Source organism: Streptomyces sp. NPDC026673 (assembly GCF_040638135.1).
Taxonomy (GTDB): Bacteria; Actinomycetota; Actinomycetes; order Streptomycetales; family Streptomycetaceae; genus Actinacidiphila.
Window position 1 is genome coordinate 94572 of sequence record NZ_JBEZXR010000001.1, and the last position, 18386, is coordinate 112957.

At 73.6% G+C, this 18386-nt stretch carries 12 protein-coding genes, 1 tRNA gene and 1 pseudogene; 7 read left to right on the forward strand and 7 right to left on the reverse strand.

Annotated elements, in window-relative coordinates; all coding sequences use genetic code 11:
* Positions 1-4 precede the first annotated feature (4 nt).
* The 6 genes from AB0F62_RS00455 to AB0F62_RS00480 all read right to left on the reverse strand — a co-directional run bounded on the left by AB0F62_RS00455 (position 5) and on the right by AB0F62_RS00480 (position 7410).
* A complete protein-coding gene (locus AB0F62_RS00455) occupies positions 5-661 on the reverse strand; it encodes a DUF6230 family protein (protein WP_361790201.1) in 657 nt (218 codons plus the stop codon).
* An 86-nt stretch (positions 662-747) separates the two neighbouring features.
* Positions 748-1419: a DUF6230 family protein gene (locus AB0F62_RS00460; protein ID WP_361790204.1), complete on the reverse strand. Its 672-nt coding sequence runs from the start codon at positions 1417-1419 to the stop codon at positions 748-750.
* A gap of 41 nt (positions 1420-1460) precedes the next feature.
* Positions 1461-3044, reverse strand: a complete 1584-nt coding sequence (locus AB0F62_RS00465; protein ID WP_361790207.1) for a PrsW family glutamic-type intramembrane protease — start codon at positions 3042-3044, stop codon at positions 1461-1463.
* Between the two features lie 67 nt (positions 3045-3111).
* On the reverse strand, positions 3112-3870 hold the full coding sequence (trmB, locus tag AB0F62_RS00470) for a tRNA (guanosine(46)-N7)-methyltransferase TrmB (protein ID WP_361790210.1): 759 nt from the start codon (positions 3868-3870) through the stop codon (positions 3112-3114).
* A 12-nt stretch (positions 3871-3882) separates the two neighbouring features.
* On the reverse strand, positions 3883-5112 hold the full coding sequence (lhgO, locus tag AB0F62_RS00475; protein WP_361790213.1) for an L-2-hydroxyglutarate oxidase: 1230 nt from the start codon (positions 5110-5112) through the stop codon (positions 3883-3885).
* A gap of 885 nt (positions 5113-5997) precedes the next feature.
* Positions 5998-7410 (reverse strand): hypothetical protein, encoded by a 1413-nt coding sequence (locus AB0F62_RS00480; protein WP_018558441.1) that lies wholly within the window; start codon positions 7408-7410, stop codon positions 5998-6000.
* 772 nt (positions 7411-8182) lie between these two features.
* On the opposite strand from AB0F62_RS00480, the gene AB0F62_RS00485 reads away from it, so the two are divergent.
* From AB0F62_RS00485 to AB0F62_RS00510, 6 genes are all read left to right on the forward strand, one after another.
* A complete protein-coding gene (locus tag AB0F62_RS00485) occupies positions 8183-10219 on the forward strand; it encodes an asparagine synthase-related protein (RefSeq protein ID WP_361790216.1) in 2037 nt (678 codons plus the stop codon).
* A gap of 344 nt (positions 10220-10563) precedes the next feature.
* A complete protein-coding gene (locus AB0F62_RS00490) occupies positions 10564-11220 on the forward strand; it encodes a hypothetical protein (RefSeq protein WP_361790219.1) in 657 nt (218 codons plus the stop codon).
* A 152-nt stretch (positions 11221-11372) separates the two neighbouring features.
* Positions 11373-12584: a DNA polymerase III subunit delta' gene (locus AB0F62_RS00495; RefSeq protein WP_361790222.1), complete on the forward strand. Its 1212-nt coding sequence runs from the start codon at positions 11373-11375 to the stop codon at positions 12582-12584.
* Positions 12585-12844: 260 nt separating this feature from the next.
* Complete coding sequence (locus AB0F62_RS00500; RefSeq protein WP_361790225.1) at positions 12845-13867, forward strand: hypothetical protein; 1023 nt, start codon at positions 12845-12847, stop codon at positions 13865-13867.
* Positions 13868-13967: 100 nt separating this feature from the next.
* The gene (locus tag AB0F62_RS00505; RefSeq protein WP_361790228.1) at positions 13968-15539 is read left to right on the forward strand and encodes an alpha/beta hydrolase; all 1572 of its coding nucleotides are present in this window, start codon (positions 13968-13970) and stop codon (positions 15537-15539) included.
* 128 nt (positions 15540-15667) lie between these two features.
* A tRNA-Thr gene (locus AB0F62_RS00510) sits at positions 15668-15741 on the forward strand.
* A gap of 133 nt (positions 15742-15874) precedes the next feature.
* On the opposite strand, the pseudogene AB0F62_RS00515 reads toward AB0F62_RS00510, so the two are convergent.
* Positions 15875-16042 (reverse strand): annotated as a pseudogene (locus AB0F62_RS00515) (site-specific integrase); the annotation flags it as partial.
* Positions 16043-16235: 193 nt separating this feature from the next.
* Here AB0F62_RS00515 and AB0F62_RS00520 point away from each other — a divergent pair.
* Positions 16236-18248 carry an LpqB family beta-propeller domain-containing protein gene (locus tag AB0F62_RS00520; RefSeq protein ID WP_361790231.1) on the forward strand — a complete coding sequence of 671 codons (2013 nt, stop codon included), beginning with the start codon at positions 16236-16238 and terminating at the stop codon, positions 18246-18248.
* Positions 18249-18386 lie beyond the last annotated feature (138 nt).

The window sequence follows — 18386 nt, forward strand, 5'->3', positions numbered from 1 at the left end:
CCTCCTAGAAGCAGGAGTGGTCGCCGCGCAGCACCTGCACATGCAGGTCCGGCAGCCGGAATGTGGCCGCGCTGACCGACCGGTTCGTCTGCCGGAGGTCACGGACGCGGATACTGGCCGCCTGCTGGGCGAAGGCCCCGGCCGGGCCCCGGACGCCGGGGACCTCGTCCACCGTCGAGGCGTCCTGGCCGATGTGGATGTCCTCGAAGACGGCGTCGCCCTTGATGTCGTGGGCGTCCGCGATCAGGCGCTCGGCGGAGGCCGGGTCCGCGGTCAGCCTGAGCGTGACCGGGCCGATGACCGGCACCGGCTGGACGACGGACTGGCACAGGTCGTGCAGGACCGCGCGGCGGATGCCGGACAGCGCCTCCGGGTAGACCGCGTCACGGCTCCGGTCGAGGACGCCGAACTGGACGAAGCCGTCGCCCTCCAGAAGGGACGAGGAGATCTGGAAGCTCTCGCCGGCGACGGTGAAGGAGTTGGCGGAGACCCCGAAGGACGCGGCCAGCGCACCGGTGGCCATCGTCGCGACGACGGCTCCCGCGGCGGCCAGCGTCGGCACCATGACGAGGGCGAGTCGCTTCCAGCTGGTGCGGCCGGAGGCGTCGGCGGCGGCCTGGGACGTGGCGGGCCGGGACCCGGTGGGCTCGGTGGTCAGCACGTCCGGTCAACCGTGGGAAAGTCTGATCGGTCGCTCGGTGCCGGCCCGTAATCACCCCGATAGCCGTACGCACTCGCCCATTCGGGTCAGAAGCAGGGCTTGGCGCCCCTGTCGACCGTCATGTGCAGGCCGTTCAGCGTGAACGTCGCGGCGCTCACGGACTTCGCGGTTTGCCGCAGGCGGTCGATGCGGACGCTCTCGGCCTGTAGCCCCGGGGCCCCGGCCGGACCCTTGGCCCTGCCCTCGGTGTCCGTACGGGAGGCGTCCACTCCGATCCGGATGTCGTGGAACTCGGCGTCGCCGGTCAGGTCGTCGGTGTCGACGATCAGCCGTTCGGCGTGGACGGGCCGGCCGTCGGTGCCCGCCGTGATCCGCAGGGTGATCTCGCCGAAGCCGGGGAAGACGCCGACCACGGACTGGCACAGGTTGTGCAGGTCGGCGGAGCCGATGGCGGAGACGGCCTGGGGGAAGTCGCCCGCGGCGGTGCTGTCGACGGTGACGTACTGGGTGAAGCCCCGGCCGGTGAGGGTGTCGGCGGCCACCTGGATGCTGTGGCCGGACAGGGCGGTCGCGGCCGGTGAGATCGCCATCGAGACGGGCACCATGCCGGCACCCATGCCGATCACCGCGGCGGTGGCGACGGCGAGCGTCGGTACGAGGACGACGGCCGTCCGCGTCCAACTGGTGCGGCCGGAGCGGCCGGTGCGGTCGGAGGGACACGGGCCGGAACGGCTCCTGCGTCGGGTCGGCGGGATCACACGGTCATTGCAACCCCGGCCGGGGGGCCCGGCAACCGGGGTCAGCGGTGGCGTCCGCCCCGGGGATCCCGGTAGGACTCCCAGGCCTGCGGGTTCCACCCCTGCGGCGGCACCTGCGGCTGCCGCGGCCCCCACCGCTGCGGGTACGCCCCCGGCTGCGGCTGCGGCTGCGGCTGCTGAGGCCACCCTTGCGCATACGGCTGTGTGTAGGGCTGCGTGTAGGGCTGTGCATACGGATGGGCATACGGCTGGGCATAGGGCTGGGCCTGCGGATACGGCCCGTACGGCGCTCCCGGCTGCGGCGCCGCCCAGGCGTACGCGGGCGGGAACGGCGGGCGGATGACATGGGCCGCGTGGGTGAGCGCCGGTTGGGCGACGCCCTTGCGCTCCCACAGGTGGTGCAGCAGCTCCTGCTCCCGCGCCTGGAAGTCCGAGCCGGCCGCGCCGCGGTTGGCGCGGGCGCGCAGGAAGGCGAGCGAGGTCGCGAAGGACACGTACTCGCGGACGGTACGGGAGGCGGCCTTGCCTTGCGCGCGGAGGGCGGTGGAGCGGGCGAGGCTCCGGCCCTTCATGGAGCCGATCGCGGCCGGTTCGGGCAGGGAGAGCCAGCCTGCCATGGCGTACAGCGGCAGCTGGGTGCGGATGGTCTTCAGCTCGTTGGAGCGGGACCAGATCGCCAGCCAGACCAGCAGGCCGAAGAGCGGGATCATCAGCGTCGCGTACACGGCGAGGAAGCCGAGCGGGCTGAGCGAGGCGGAGCCGTTCCAGGTGCCGTGCAGGACCATCGCGAGCAGCCAGCCGCCGAACGGGGCGAGCCAGCGGCGGGCCCGGCCGGGGCGGGAGGTGGCGGCGATGGCGAAGCCGATGCCGGTGAGCGAGGTGAACAGCGGATGCGCGAAGGGCGTCATCACGATCCGGACGAAGAACATCGCCGCGGTCGTGGAGCCCAGGCCGTCGGTCCCGTACGCCTGGTCCTCCGCGAAGCCGGAGCCGAGGTAGAGGATGTTCTCGGTGAAGGCGAAGCCGGTGGCGGTCAGCCCGGCTATGACGACGCCGTCGACGATGCCGGTGAAGTCGCGGCGGCGGAAGAGGAAGAGCAGCAGGATGGCGGCGCCCTTGGCGCTCTCCTCGACGACGGGGGCGACGAAGGTGGCGCCCCAGATGTCGCTCTGCGAGTCGCTGGCCGTGAACGTCGTGGCGAGCAGCTCGGTCGCGTACTCGTTGGCGAGGAGGGCGACCAGCGTGGCGGCGCACGCGCCCCAGGCGAAGGCGAAGACGGCGTTGCGCAGGGGGGTCGGCTCCACCCGGTCAAGCCACAGGAAGGCCCCGGCGAGCAGCGGGACGGGCAGGACCGCCAGGAAGAGACCGACCAGGAAGCCCTCCGTGCCGGTCTGCCGGCGCACCAGGGCGAGGATGATCACCCCGCACAGCGCGAGCACGGCGAAGAGCACCACGAGCCGGAAGGTCCTGTTCTCCCAGAAGTGCCGGCGCGGCTTGTAGTGCCACTGCCCGGGCGCGGGCAGCGCGAACTGCGGTTGCTGCTGGTGTTCCGGATACTCGGGTACGGCCGGTCGGGCTGCCGGGCTCGGGAGGGGCGAGTCGGACGAATGCGAGTACGAGGACACCCGATGACCTTACGGGGCGCCGGCCGCATGGCGCGATGGTGTTGCGGATTACCGCGCGGCCGAACGTTCACCGCCGCTTGAAGAGCAGGTCGTGTACGACGTGGCCCTTCGCGATGCCCTGGCGCTCGAACTTGGTCATGGGGCGGAAGGCCGGGCGCGGCTCGGCGTAGCCGCTCTCCGTCTCATAGGCGTTGACCAGGTCGGGGTCCGCCCGCAGCACCTCGAGCATCTGCTCGGCGTACGGCTCCCAGTCGGTCGCGCAGTGCACGGTCGCGCCCGGTCGCAGCCGCGACACGGCGAGCGCCACGAACTCGGGCTGGATCATGCGGCGCTTGTGGTGCCGGGCCTTGGGCCAGGGGTCGGGGAAGTAGACGCGCAGTCCGGCCAGCGAGCCCGGGGCGATCATGTCGCGCAGCAGGACGACGGCGTCGCCGTTGGCGACCCGGATGTTGCGCAGGCCCTCGCGCTCGGCGAGGTGGACGAGGTTGCCCTGGCCGGGGGTGTGCACGTCCGCGGCGAGGATGCCGGTGCCGGGGTCGGCGGCGGCCATCGCGGCGGTGGCGTCGCCCATGCCGAAGCCGATCTCCAGGATCACGGGGCGGTCCGCGTCGAGGTCCGCGTCGGCGAAGAGCTTCCCCAGGTCCAGCGGGGTGCCGTCGATGTCGACGCCCCAGTGAGACCAGCGCCGCTCCAGCGCGGCCCGCTGCCCGTGGGTGACCCGGCCGCGGCGCGGGTGGAAGGTGCGGATGCGCTGTTCGGTGTGCGCGTCCGGATGCGGGTGGGAGGCGGGGCCGCCCGGGAAGTGGGGGGTGCGGGGCTTCGACATGATGCGTCGATTTTACGTACGCCCCAGCACCTCCAGAGCCCTGCGGGCGATCTCCCGGCCGATGGGCAGTGAGGCCGTGGCGGCGGGCGAGGGGGCGTTCAGCACGTGGACGAAGGGTCCGCCGCCCGTGATGAGGAAGTCGTCGACGAGGGTCCCGTCGCGCAGCACGGCCTGCGCCCGCACCCCGGCCTCCGCGGGCACCAGGTCGTCGGCGGTCACGTCGGGCAGCAGCCGCCGCACGGTTTCGGTGAAGGCCCGCTTCGACAGCGACCGGCGGATCTCGGTGGCCTCGTACCGCCAGTGGCGGCGTGCGATCCGCCAGGTGCCGGGGAACGACGCGGTCTCGACGAGGTCGCGGGGGTGGACGGTGCGCCGCCGGTAGCCCTCGCGGGCGAGGGCGGGCACGGCGTTCGGGCCGATGTGCACGGAGCCGTCGACGCCGCGGGTCAGGTGTACGCCGAGGAAGGGGAACGCGGGGTCGGGGACGGGGTAGACCAGACCGCGGACGAGGCCCGCCCGGGAGGGGCGCAACTCGAAGTACTCGCCGCGGAACGGAACGATGCGGACGCCTGCGGCGCCCTCGTCCGCGCCGCCGGCCATGCGGGCGATGCGGTCGCTGTGCAGGCCGGCGCAGTTCACCAGGGCCCCGGCCCGGACGGGCGGCCCGTTGTGCGGCTCGACGATCACGGTCCGCCCGTCGCGGTGGAGCGCCCGGACCTTTGTGCCGTACGCGATGCGGGCTTCGCCGCGGCTGCCGTCGGTGGTGAGGCGGGCCATGGCCGCGGCGACCGCGGTGAAGTCGCAGACCCCCGTCGTGCCGACGTGGATCGCCGCCAGTCCGCGTACGTGCGGTTCCCACTCGGCGATCTGGGCCGGGCCCAGCTCCCGTACGGGGATGTCGTTCTCCCGCCCCCGCTGGACGAGGGCGTGCAGCCGCGGCAGTTCCTCCCGCTCCGTGGCGACGATCAGCTTGCCCGTCACGTCGTGCGGGATGTCGTTGCCGGCGCAGAACTTCACCATCTCGGCGGCGCCCTGTGTCGCGTACCGGGCCTTGAGGGAGCCGGGGCGGTAGTAGATCCCGCTGTGGATCACACCGCTGTTGTGGCCGGTCTGGTGGCGTGCGGGGCCGTCCTCCTTGTCGAGGACGAGGACGGATGTGCCGGGCGATGCGCGGGTGATCGCGTACGCGGTGGACAGGCCGACGATGCCGGCGCCGATCACGACGACGTCCGCGGTGTCCATGCGCGCGGTCACCTCCCGGGTAAGGCTTGGCCCGTCCGGGCCCGCGGCAAACCTGTGAAGGCGCTGTTGGTTCGGCTGTCGCGCCGTCTCGCTCGCTTTGGTGGTGGAGATGCGGGCTGCGGATGGGGAGGTGGGGGCGGGCCTTCGCTGCGGTGTGCGGGTGGGTGGTCGGCGGGGTGCGGGGTGAGGGGTGCGGTGGTGCTGCCGGTGTTTCGCTGTCCCGCCGTCTCGCTCCCTTCGGTCGCACGGCGGCGGGCTGCGGGTGGGGAGGGTGGGGGCGGGCTTTCGCTGCGGTGTGCGGGCCGGTGGGTGGCGGGGGTTCAGGCGCCGGAGCGGGGCGCCTTTCCGGTGGTGCCGGTCTCGTTGCCGTCCGCGCGTATAGATGACCGCTTCCACGCCATCGGTGGGTGGTGGGCGCGCCCGCCGTAACCGGCGTCTGCGGCTGATTCGGGGTGCTGTTGAGCCGTTGAAGGGGACATCGGGCTCGCTTTCGCCGAAATACTCGGCGAAACAGAGCCCGATCTCGGCAGACCACCCGCCGGGCCCTTCGCCAGTCGGGGAATCACCCGCAGACGCCGGTTACGGCGGGCGCGCCACCCACGAAGGGTGGGCGTGGCAACCGGCCATCTCTACCCGCGGACGGCGACGAGACCGGCACCCCACGAACAATCGGCCCCGCTCCGGCGCCTGAACCTCAACCGAACACCGGCCCGCACACTGGCGACCAGCCCCAGGCCCTCACCCTCCCCATCCGCAGCCCGCATCTTTGCGACCGAAGGGAGCGAGACGGCGGGACAGCCGACCCACCGGCAGCACCCCACCGCACCCCGTACCCGCACCCCCGCACCCGCACCACCACACGCCGCAGGCGACCCGGGCCGCCCCCTACGCGGGAGCGGCCAGGAGCGGACGCGCGCGTTCGCGCAGCTCCGCCACGCGCGGTTCGTTGCCGTAGGGCTCCAGCCGGTGCAGAAGATCCCGCACGTACTCCGTCGTCCGGGCCGAGGAGATGCGCCCGGCGACCTCGACGGCCTTGACGCCCGCCGCGCAGGCCGCGTCGAGGTTGCCGGATTCGAGCTCCGCGACCGCGGAGACGACCAGCCGCAGCCCGTGCGACCGCACGAACTCCTCCGTGGGCCGGGCGAGCGCCGTCTCGGTGAAGCGGCGCACCTGGCCGGGTACACGCAGGTCGCGGTAGCACTCGGCGGCGTCCGCGGCCAGGCGGTCGTAGGAGTAGAAGCCGAGCCAGGGCGGGTCGGCGTCGCCGTCGCGGGCGCGGTCGAGCCAGGACTCGGCGGCGGCCAGTGCCGTGGCGCAGGCGGCGCTCTCGCCGGCCTTGGCGTGGGCGCGGGCCTCGACGAGATGGAAGAAGGACATCGTGCGCGCCGTGGCGAGGCCGCGATTGCGTTCCAGGGCGGCCTGGGCCAGGTCCACTCCCTCGTCCGCGAAGCCGCGGTACGTGGCCTGCAGCGACATCGACGCCAGGACGTAGCCCCCGAGGGGCACGTCGGCCGCGGCGCGCGCGAGCCGCAGGGCCTGGATGTAGTACCGCTGGGCGGCCTCCTGCTGGCCGGTGTCGAAGGCCATCCACCCGGCGAGCCGCGTGAGTTCGGCGGTGGCGCCGAAGAGGGAACGGCCGACCTCGTCGCTGTAGGAGCCGAGCAGCAGGGGCGCCGCCTCGACCCGCAGACACTCCGGGACCATGCCGGAACGCCAGTCGCCACCGCCGTACTTGGAGTCCCAGCGGCGCGCGTCCTCGGCGGCCTCGCGGAGCTTGGCGACGTCGGAGTGGCCGACGTGGTGCGTGCCCGGGGCCGGGTCCTCGCGGGCGACGCGGGCGTCGGCCGGGGTTATGAGCCAGCGGGAGGCCGGGGTGACGTACGCGCTGACCGCGAAGGAACCGGCGAGGCTCTGCCAGATGCCGCCGCCTCCGGGGCCGCGCCGGCCGGGGTCGAGTTTCCACAGGTCGGTGGCGGACTTGACGGCCTCCCCGACGTCGCGTGGGAAGGCGAGGCCGACCTCGGGCGCGGGGTCGGCGTCGGCGAGGCCGATCTCGTGCAGCGGCACGGGGCGGCCGAGCTTGCTGCCGATGGCCGCCGCGATGAGGTGCGGGGCGGCGCCCTGCGGCACCATGCCCTTGGTGACCCAGCGGGCGACGGAGGTCTTGTCGTACCGCAGGGTCAGACCGCGCTGGGCGCCGAGGTCGTTGACCCTGCGGGCGAGTCCCGCGTTGCTGATGCCGGCCAGGGCGAGGAGGGTGCCGAGCTTCTCGTTGGGCCCTCGGGGTTCTTTGGTCACGACCACTACCACCTCTCGCCGTAAGCGCGAGGGCCGCGTACGCCTGCCACGCCTGTCACACCCTCTCGACGCACAACAACGGCTGGCCCGGCGCCTCTTGTGGAGGCGTGCCGGGGCCGCCGCCACCCGTCACCGGGCATGCGCCGGACCCCGAGCTGCCGGGACATCGCTTCTCGGGTGAACCCAGCGTAGTTCGCCGTATCCCGCCCGTTAAGAGCTGTTGTCCCGGATGGCGAGATTCCTGCCCTGAATGCGGCCTGACGACTCCTGCTGGTGGCGCGTGCTACCGGCGTATGCGGCTGTGCGCCCATCCGCGCGCTCTGTGCCGGTTCGGGCGGTAGGGGTTCCATGGTGCCGTGGGTTGGCCCGCGGCTCTCATTTGCGGCTATGGGGGGCGGCGGCGGGTCAGGGGGCTCCGCCACCACAATCCCCGCGGGTGGCGGACCGGTCCGGGAGGCGCGCCACGCCTCCCGGACCGCGGCTCCCACATGTCGCACAAGGGACGAATGCGGGCTGCCCGGACATTGACCGGAAAATGACGTTTGAAATCCGGGAAGCCGTTCCAAGTGACCATGATCAGGGGGGAGTTGGGCCGAACCGGCCCCGCGCCGGGCCGCACGTGACGTGCGGCCCGGCGCTCAACCATGTCCTCATGCGCCTCTTTGTGCGCCGCTCCGTGGCAGCATGTTCCTCGGACGGGGCGGCAGTTCGGCCTGCCGCAGGGCCGGTTGGCCACGATGGCCCACGTAATCCACAACCTGTGGAGGCGGCGATGCGGTGGTTGGTGGGGTGGAGCAGCGCTGCCGTGGGGCAGGTTCCCGGCGCGCGCGACGACCGCACACTGCAGCCCATCGGCGCGCAACTCCTGTGGGGCGACCCCGACCCGCTGTGGATGGTGGGCGACTGGCGCGCCGACGAGGTGCGGGTCGTGCACGCCGAGAACGGTTCCGTGGCGCGGCTGGCCGTGCTGGGCCGCTGCGCCGCCTCCGACGCCGACCTGCGGGTGGGGCTGTTCGCGGCGCGCGGCGGGGCGTTGCGCCATCTGACGGCCTGGGCCGGGAGCTACACCTGCGTCCTGCAGATGGGCCGCCGTGTCACGGTGCTCGGCGATCTCGCGGGCGCCCGGCCGGTGTTCCACACCCGGTGGGCGCGGGGCACGGCGTACGGGACGGCCGCGCTGCCACTGGCCGACCTCACCGAGGCCGCCCTGGACGTCACCTACCTGGCGGCGCTGCTCGCCTGCCCCGACTCGCCCGAGGCGCTCGGGGAGGGCACCCCGTACGCGGGGGTGCGCCGGGTGCCGCCGGGGCACGCGCTCATCATGCGCGACGGGGTGCCCGAGGTCAGCGGGTACGAGCCCACCGCCTCGCTCGCCGTCGCCGGCACCCCGGCCGCCTCCGTCGACCCCGACCGCGCGATCGCCGGCATACGGGACGCCCTGGTGGACGCCGTGCGGGCGCGGCTCGCGCAGCCCCGTTTCGTCCCCGATCCGGGGGAGGACCCGGCGCCGGGGATCGGTGCCGACCTGTCGGGGGGCAGCGCGTCCTCCACGCTGGCCCTGCTCGCCGCGGGCCTGCCCGGGATGCCGGGCACGCCGCTCGGGCACGGTTCCGCGGCGGGGCAGCGACTGCTCGCGGTGACCTTCAACGACCTGGCCACGGGCGGCGTCCAGGCGCGCGAGGCGGAGCTGGAGCGCGCCCGCAGCATGGCCGCCGACCCCCGGCTGCACCACGTCGTGGTGCCGGGCGGCGCGGAGGCCCTGCCGTACGCCGACCTCCTGGACAGCGGGCCGCTCACCGACGAGCCGGGCCCCTCGCTGATCACCGCGGAGCGGCACCGGCGGCGCCTGGCGGCCGGGGGCGCGGACCACTTCGTGGGGCACGGCGCCCGGCAGGTGCTGGACGCCCATCCGGCGCGGCTGGCGGACCTGCTGATGGACCGGCGGCGGCGCGGCCTGCTGCGTCCCGTCACGGCGCTGGCGCGGGCGGACGGCCCCTCGGGGCGTTCGGTGTTCGTGCCGTTCACGGTGTACCGGGCGGCGCGGCGGCTGGCGCGCACGAGTTACCGGCAGGGTGTGGAGGACGCCGCGGCGCGGCTGCTGTCCCGGCGCTTCGAGGAGCACGGGGACGCGCTGGCCGCGTCCTTGGCGGCGCTGACGTGGTGCAGACCGGGTCCGGCGGCGGGTTGGCTGACCGGTGAGGCCCTGGCTGAAGTATCGGTTCGCCTCCAGGAGGCGGCGGCCCGGCCGGGCGGGACGGTGGAGCGCCCCGGTGAGCGCCGGGCGCGTGCCGTGCTGGCCCGGCACGCCGCCGACCACCGGGTTTTCGAGCAGGCCGCCGAGGTGCGCAGCCAGCGGCTGCACGCGCCCTTCCTGGACAACCAGGTGGTACGGGCCTGCCGCGCGCTGCCCGAGACGCTGCGCGTCCAGCCGGGGGCCCGGGCCACGATCCTGCGCTCGGTGCTGGCGGGTGCGGGCATCCGCGAACTGCCGCCCGGCTGGGGCGCCAACTCCCATGTCTCCACGGCGGTCGCCGTGCGCGCGGGCCTGCGCGCGGCCGTCGACGACCTGCTCGACCTCTTCGACGCCCCGCTGCTCGCGGACGCCGGGCTCGTCGAGGCCAGGGTCGTGCGGGCCGCCCTGCGCGCGGCGGCGGAAGGCGAACCGGTGCCCATGGACGGCCTCGCCGATCTGGTCGCCACGGAGGTGTGGCTGCGCAGGCTGCTGGCGCGGCGCGGTTCGTGCTGGACGGGCACCAAGGTGCCGGAACAGCGCGCGGTGGCGAGCGGGGTGCACCGGCTGACCCTGTAGGCGGCGGCCCGTTCCCGGATGCCTGGATGCCCGGGCGGCGCAAGGGGGCGGTCGCCGGGGCGGGTCGGCGTTCCGGGCCCGCGGCCGGACGGGTGCGTTCCGCGCCGGCGGGACCGCCGGGCCGCTGCCGGCCTTGTGCGGCCGTCCCCAACGCCCGCCCCCAACGCCCGCCTCAACCCCGCCCTCAACGCCCGCCCTCAACGCCCGCTTTCACGCCGCGCGTTGCCACCGTGCGCCCCCGCTCGCGCCGCCCGGGGACATGGACGCCGTTGCTCCGCATATGTCGGTGGCCGGAAAGGGACCCCGGCGCAGCCCCCCGGGCCGGTCTCCGGGACACTCGGAGCATGCGCATCCGTACCAAGGCGACGGCCTCGGCCGCCGCTGCCGGCGCCGCGGCCCTTCTGGGCCTGGCGGCGCACGCCTCCGGCGCACCCGCCGACCGGCCCGGAGTCCGCCTCTACGACGAGGCGCTGGGCGGTGTGCGCGGCGACGGCGCCAGGGTGTGCACCTTCTACTTCAAGGCCGAGGGCTTCGCCCCGGACCAGCCGGTCAACTGGACGGTGGCGCACGCGCGGGGCGAGGACGCGATCATCGGCACGCTGGTCACCGGCGACCAGGGCACCGGGAGCACCGGCCGGATCGTGCTCGCCGACGGCGACTACCGGCTGCGGTGGGTAGGTTCCACGGCCAAGCCGCAGCGCTTCACCGTGGCCTGTCCGGACGGGACGGGGACGCCGTCGCCGGGCACCGCGTCCGCCGTGCCGTCCGCGTCGGCAGGAGCCGTGCCCGGCGTGACGGCCGCGGCGTCGACCGGACCGGGAACGGGGCTTCCCGGGGCGGGGCTGACGTCCGTGTCGACCGCCTCGGCCCCGTCCGGCGTCTCGGGGGTCACCGCGGGCGTGGCCTCCGTGCTGGCCGCCCTGGGCATCGCCTCCGTCGCCGCGCTGGTGATGCTGCGCCGCAGGCCCGCGCCGCGCCGGCACCGCCGCGTCTCGGGCTGACCCGGGGACCGGGCCCGTACGGCGGCACGTGCCGGCGGCCGCGGGGGGAGGGCGCTCGGTGCCGTGCCGCCCCGGCGGGCCGGGTTGTCGGTGGCGTACCGGACAATGGTGGAGCCGTAGGACACAGAGGAGCACCAGGACGGGCGGGCGCGATGGCGGTATGGGACGACGTGGTCGGCCAGGACCGGGTGACGGAGCAGTTGGCCGCCGCCGCGCGTGACGCCGACGCCTTTGTGACGGCGGCCGCCGGGGGCGCCCCGCTGCCGACGGCGTCGAAGATGACCCACGCCTGGCTGTTCACCGGTCCGCCCGGCGCGGGCCGCGACACGGCCGCACGGGCCTTCGCCGCCGCGCTGCAGTGCGTGAGCCCGGACCGGGCCCTGGGCGGGGCGCCGGGCTGCGGCTTCTGCGACGGCTGCCACACGACCCTGGTCGGCACGCACGCCGACGTCGAGGTGGTCCGCACCGATCTGCTCTCCATCGGCGTCAAGGACACCCGTGACCTCGTCCGCCGCTCCTCCCTGTCGCCGGCCTCCGGCCGCTGGCAGGTGATCGTGCTGGAGGACGCCGACCGCCTCACCGAGGGCGCCGGCAATGTGCTGCTCAAGGCGGTCGAGGAGCCCGCGCCCCGGACGGTGTGGCTGCTGTGCGCGCCCTCCATCGAGGACGTGCTGCCGACGATCCGCTCCCGCTGCCGGCATCTGGTGCTGCGCACGCCGCCCGTGGCGGCCGTCGCCGACGTGCTCGTCCGGCGCGACGGCATCGACCCCGTGGTCGCCGAGGCCGCCGCCCGCGCCACCCAGGGCCACATCGACCGCGCGCGCCGGCTGGCCACCGACGAGGCGGCGCGCAGCCGGCGTGCGGCCGTGCTGCGGCTGCCGCTGCGTGTGGACGACGTCGGCGGCTGCCTCAAGGCCGCCCAGGAGCTGGTGGACGCGGCGACCGAGGACGCCAAGCAGGTCTCCGAGGAGATGGACGCCAAGGAGACGGAGGAACTGCGCGCGGCGCTCGGGGCGGCCGCGGGGGCGGGCAGCCGCATGCCGCGCGGCACGGCGGGGGTGATGAAGGAGCTCGCCGACCGGCAGAAGCGCCGCTCCACCCGCACCCAGCGCGACACCCTCGACCTGGCCCTCACCGACCTGGCGGGCTTCTACCGGGACGTGCTGGCCGTGCAGGTCGGCACGTCCGTCGCCATCGCCAACATCGAGGCGCGGGACGCCGTCGAGCGGATCGCGGCGGCTTCCCGTCCGGAGAACACCCTGCGCCGCATCGAGGCCGTGCTCGCCTGCCGGGTGGCACTGGACAGGAACGTCGCGCCGCTGCTGGCCGTCGAGGCCATGACGCTGGCCCTGCGCGCGGGCTGACCTCGGGTTCCGCCGCCGGCCCCGGCTCCGGGGCCGGCCCCGCGGCCCGCGCCCCGCCCTTGATCATCCGGCGGACGGGTGATCGTTTGCGGTGCCCCGCGTTGCCGCTCCCCGCCGCGCCGGGGCTTGCCCCAGGCTGCTGTGCGGTGCCCCCGGTCCCTGTCCCCGCGGGGGTGATCCCAGCACACGGGGGGCGCTCACCCCTGCCTTCGGCGCGGGAGCCCCATCCGTGCCCGAAGCGCCGTGGGGAACGTCCCGAGGTGGTGCCGCACGTGCCCGAGGTGGCCGAGGTCGTCGTTCTGTACGCGCTGCTGACTGTGGCCGGGGCCGTCGCGGTGGCGCTCGCCCGGTCGGCGCTGCGGCACTGGTGGGAGCAGCGCGCGGGCCGCGTGTACGAGCTGCCCGTCGAGCGCGCCCGCACGGTGCTGCGCGGCGCGGGGTCCGCGCTGGCCGCCGCGGTGGCGATCACGTTGGCCGTCTGCTTGCCGCCCGGCGCGGGGGACCGGTCGCACTCGCCGCCCCGCCCGGTGACCGCCGCCGCACCGCCGTCCGCCCGCCCGTCCTCCGCGCCGCCGCGCGTGCCGTCCGATCCCGTGGACGCCGGGCTGGAACCGCCGCGGACCCTCGGTCACCCAGCCGGGGGTACGCTCCAGGAATTGTCCGACGGCACGCGCGTCTGGCTGCCTCCGCAGTACGACTACCCCCGCTCCGCCGACCTGTACTTCCCCTTGGTGGTCGCCCACATCGACCCCGCCGACCCCGATCTGTTCGCCGGCTTCGCCGCCCAGGTGCTGCGGGGCGGCGCCGACCCCTTCGTGGTGGTGCTGCCGGCCCGCTGCGACTCCGGCCCGGGATCCGGCCCCGCGGCCCTCCCGGCCGAGGTCTCCCGGCTCTACCGCGTCCTGCCCGGCCGCCCCGCGCGGGCGCTGCTGGGCGTGGACGAGTCCGCGGCCTGCGTCGTACGGCAGCAGTTGGCCGACCCCGAGAGGTATGCGACGGCGATCGGCGTCTCGGGTGGTTACAGCCCGTTCGAGCGCCCCGAGCCGCCGCGGTACTCCTCCGCGGACCGGTACGCCGGGCGGGGCGTGCCGCGCCCGGCGCTGCTGCTCGCCGTACCCTCCGGAGAGGAGGACGCGCGGCGCTCCGCCCTCGCCCTGCGGGCGTGGCTGCGCGGCGCGCCCGCCGAGGTCCGGGTGCTGGACGGCATCGCCCCGCGGCGGAGGCTCTTCGCCCTTGTCGCCGGCTACGCGACCGAGAAGCTCGACGGCCCGGACCGTCCCTGACGGCACGGGTGGAATCACCCATATGAGGACTGTGGAGGACGGTTCGTCACCGGCCCTGCGGATACGCTCCAGATCACCATCACGAGGAACCGAGGCCCTGATGCTCACCCCGCGCCTGCTCCGCACCTCCGGCGCCGTCCTCGCCGTCGCCGGGCTGATGCTGTCCGCGTGCACGACGGGCGGCAGTACCCACAGCGCCGCCGCCTCGTCCCCGGCCGGTTCGCTGGGCGGGCCGCCGCCCTCGGGCGCGCCGGCGGATTCCTACGGGAACCTCCGGCCGTACTACGAGCAGCGCCTGTCCTGGCACGAGTGCAAGGACATGCCGGGCATGCAGTGCGCCACGATGCGGGTCCCGCTCGACTACCGCCACCCCTCCGCCGCCACCGACCTCAAGCTCGCGGTCACCCGGAAGAAGGCCGAGGACTCCGCCAAGCGGCTCGGCACCCTGCTGGTCAACCCGGGCGGCCCCGGCGGTTCCGCGATCGACTACCTGCAGTACGCGGCCTTCGGCTATCCGACCGCGGTCACCTCCCGCTTCGACATGGCGGCCATCGACCCGCGCGGCGTGGCCCGCAGCGAGCCCGTCGAGTGCCTCAGCGACCACCAGATGGACGCCTTCACGGCGACCGACGTCACCCCGGACGACGGCGCCGAGGTCAACGCCCTCGTCGCCGCCGACAAGAAGTTCGCCGGGGGCTGCGAGCAGCGCTCGGCCAAGCTGCTCGAGCACATCAGCACGGTGGACTCGGCCCGGGACATGGACGTCTTCCGCGCGCTGGTCGGCGACCGCAAGCTCAACTACGTCGGCAAGTCCTACGGCACCTTCCTGGGCGCGACCTACGCCGAGCTCTTCCCCGACAAGGCGGGCCGGCTGGTCCTCGACGGCGCCGTCGACCCGTCGATCTCCGCCCTCGACGCCAGCCGCGGCCAGGCCTCCGGCTTCGAGACCGCCTTCGACGCCTTCGCCGCGGACTGCATCACCCACCGCGACTGCCCGCTCGGCACCAAGAGCACCGCCGACGCCGGGCACCGGCTCGACACCTTCTTCAAGCAGCTGGACGCGAAGCCCCTGAACACCGGCAGCGACCGGAAGCTGACCGAGGCGCTCGGCACCACCGGCGTGATCGCCGCGATGTACGACGAGTCGATGTGGCCCACCCTGCGCACCGCCCTCACCAAGGCGAACAAGGCCGACGGAAGCGGTCTGCTGGCGCTCTCCGACACGTACTACGAGCGCGACGACCGCGGCCACTACGACAACCTGATGTACGCCAACGCCGCCGTGAACTGCCTCGACCTGCCCCCGGCCCTGTCCGGCCCGCAGGCCGCCGAGCAGTCCGTCTCGGCGTTCACCGCCGAGTCCCCGCACTTCGGCAAGAACCTCGCCTGGTCCAGCCTGATCTGCGCCTACTGGCCCGTTCCGCCGAGCGGCAAGCCCCACCGCATCGAGGCGACCGGCGCGGACCCCATCCTCGTCGTCGGCACCACCCGTGACCCCGCCACGCCGTACGCCTGGGCCAAGTCCCTCGCCGGCCAGCTCGACTCCGGCGTCCTGCTGACGTACGACGGCGACGGCCACACCGCGTACGCCCGCGGCAGCGACTGCATCGACACCGCCGTCAACCGCTACCTCCTCCAGGGCACGCCCCCGCAGGACGGCAAGACCTGCTGAACCCGCCGGGGCCCCCGGCCGGCCTTCGATCCGACGCCGGTCCGAGCGCGGCTCGACCCTGGTCAGGGGCCCCTCGATAACTGTGTAGACTTGTGCCCGCTGCCGATGCGAAGCTGTCTCGGCAGCCTGCCGCCTTAGCTCAGTCGGCCAGAGCGACGCACTCGTAATGCGTAGGTCAAGGGTTCGATTCCCTTAGGCGGCTCCGACAAGGCCAGGTCAGAATTTCTGACCTGGCCTTTCGTGTTGCCCGGGGCGCGTCATGCGGCCCCGAAGGCGCGAGCGGGCTTGCGAGCGAGGCGTGGGCGCCTGCTCCTGACCGGGTCCGGATCCGGGTTCTCGCCGGTCTCCTGCCACTTGGCGACCCGTTCGCCGGTCCATACGAGGGCTTTCGACCTGCGGACCGGATCGATCTCGACGTGGGCCGCGGGATGGAACGTGATGATGTGCCGGCCGACCGCGTTGCTGAGGGCCGCCCGCAGAGTGGCCTTGATGTGCTGACGCGTGCGGGCTGGCAGCGGCAGTCTCTCCCGGCTGATTCCATCATTGCCGTGCGGTGAGCTGTGTCACCTGAGGCCGGTGTTTCTGCTGGTCCGCGATGTGGTTACAGTGTCGCCGCCACCTGTGCGGGGGAGTGACACGGAGTGTTTCCCACCGGGGGATCGCTGTGGTGGCCTTTCATCCTTCTGTGGGGGCAGTGTGAACACCTCTCTGCGCCGCGGTCTCGCGGTGCTCGCATCGGCGTCTGCTCTGGCGGCGGGCGTCCTGGCGCTGACGGCGCCTGGCGCGTCCGGTGCCGACCCGGTCGGGTGGCCGGCCACGGACGGCAAACTGGCTTGGGGTTTCGGCACCGACTACGTGTCGGTCGGGTCCAACTCGTCATTCCTGTTCACCGATGGCAAGCAGCCGTCGTGGTCACCGGACGGCAGCCGTATCGCATACGTACAGGTCAGCAGCGGCCGGATCATGACCCGCCGCTACACCGGCAATGCCTCGGTCAAGCTCCGCGAGGCGTCCGGGATCGGGGCGGCCAGCAACCCGACGTACTGGTACCACGGTGACAGCCTCGTCTACTCGGCCAGTGGGCGGTTGCGCATCGCGCCCTCCGACGGCTCCCTCGTCGGCCGGGCGCTGTTCTCCACCGCCGAGGACGGCTGTGACGGGCAGCCCAGCGGGGCCGTCAACGGCCTGCTGGCGTTCACCCGCACCGGCGACACCTGCGCTGCGGCCGGTACCCCGGCGGTCTGGCTCTACAACGGTGAGACCGGCGTCTTCAAGCGTCTGGCGACCAGTGCCGAGCACCCGGCGATCTCCCCGGACGCCACCAAGGTCGCCTTTGTGCGGTCGGTGAGCGGTGTCAAGCAGTTGTTCACGATTGGCGTGGACGGCGCCGGGCTGACGCAGGTGTCCCACGGCACCGAGCCGGTGACCACTCCGTCCTGGTCCGGCTCGGGCACCAAGATCGCCTACAACACCACCGTCGCCGGCACCCTGTACACCCGGGTGTTGGACCTGGCCACCGCGCAGGTCACCACCCCCGCCTACAGCAACAAAACCCGGGACGCGGCCTGGCAGCCGCTGCGCAGGAACGGCACCGCTCGCGTGTGGGGTGCCGACTCTGCCGGCACCAACATCGCCGGTTCCAAGTGGACCTGGAACACTGTCGGCCAACACATCCCCGGCCTCTTCGACGCCAAGTCGGCCGTACTCATCAACGCGGCCAGCCCGTCCTACGCCCTCACCGCGGCCGCGCTCGGGGGCAAGAAATGGGGCCCGGTCCTGACCACACCGGCCGGTTCGCTGTCCACGGCGACGCAGACCGAGTTGAAACGGATGCTCAAGCCCGGCTCGACGGTCTACCTGGTCGGCAACACCGAGGTCCTCAGCAGCAGCGTCGCCTCCAAGGTGACCTCCCTCGGCTACACCGCCAAGCGCCTGTCCGGTACCTCGCGCTACTCGACCTCCGTCGCCGTCGCCAAGTCGATCACCAGCGCCCCGGAGTACGTGTTCCTCGCCACCGGCAACGACTACCACTCCGCGCTCGCCGCGTCCTCCGCCGCCGGCGCCCTCGGCACCAGCGGCAAGGCAGTCGTCGTCCTCAACGACGGTAACAAGCTCACCTCGTCGGTCAAGTCGTACCTCAACAGCCTCGACCCCGACGAGACCATGATGATCCCCGTCGGTGACTCCGCTGCCTACGCCCTGACCCACACCTCGTTCTCGAACTGGCCCAGCAGCTGGCACTACTACCCGGTCAAGGGCGAGGGTCACGACGGTACGGCGAGGGCACTGGCCAAGTTCTGGTGGCGCGCCCCGAACTTTGCGGCACTGGCGAACATCGACAGCTGGCGCGGCGGCGTGACCGCGTCCTCCGCGATGGCCACCTTCGGCCCGCTGCTGTGGACCACCGACGACGAACTGTCCTACTGGTCTCAGTACTACCTGATCGAGCAGGCTGCCGGCGTCAACACAGTCGTCGCCTTCGGCGGCACCACCTCGGTGTCCGCCGCCGCACTGGAGACAGCGGGCTCCGCGATCAGCGCAAGCCGCAGCCTGATCGACTACCGGCCCTACCAGAACGGTGAAATCTCCAGTGTGTCCAGGCTTTCGGCCGGACCCCGTTCTCTCACCACCCCTATGGGCGGCAACGGGAAGAGCACCAGCGCCCCCGAGCCCGACCTGGGGTCGCTGAGGACGGCCAACACGAGGTAACGGTCATCCACGCGTCTGGTGATCGCAACCACCGGCTGCCGCACCGGAACCCCGGCGCGGCAGCCGGTGGTGATGAGGCGCGGGAGGCAGGCTTACAGCAGTGGCGGGAGGGCCCAGGTCACCACGGTGACCTGGGCC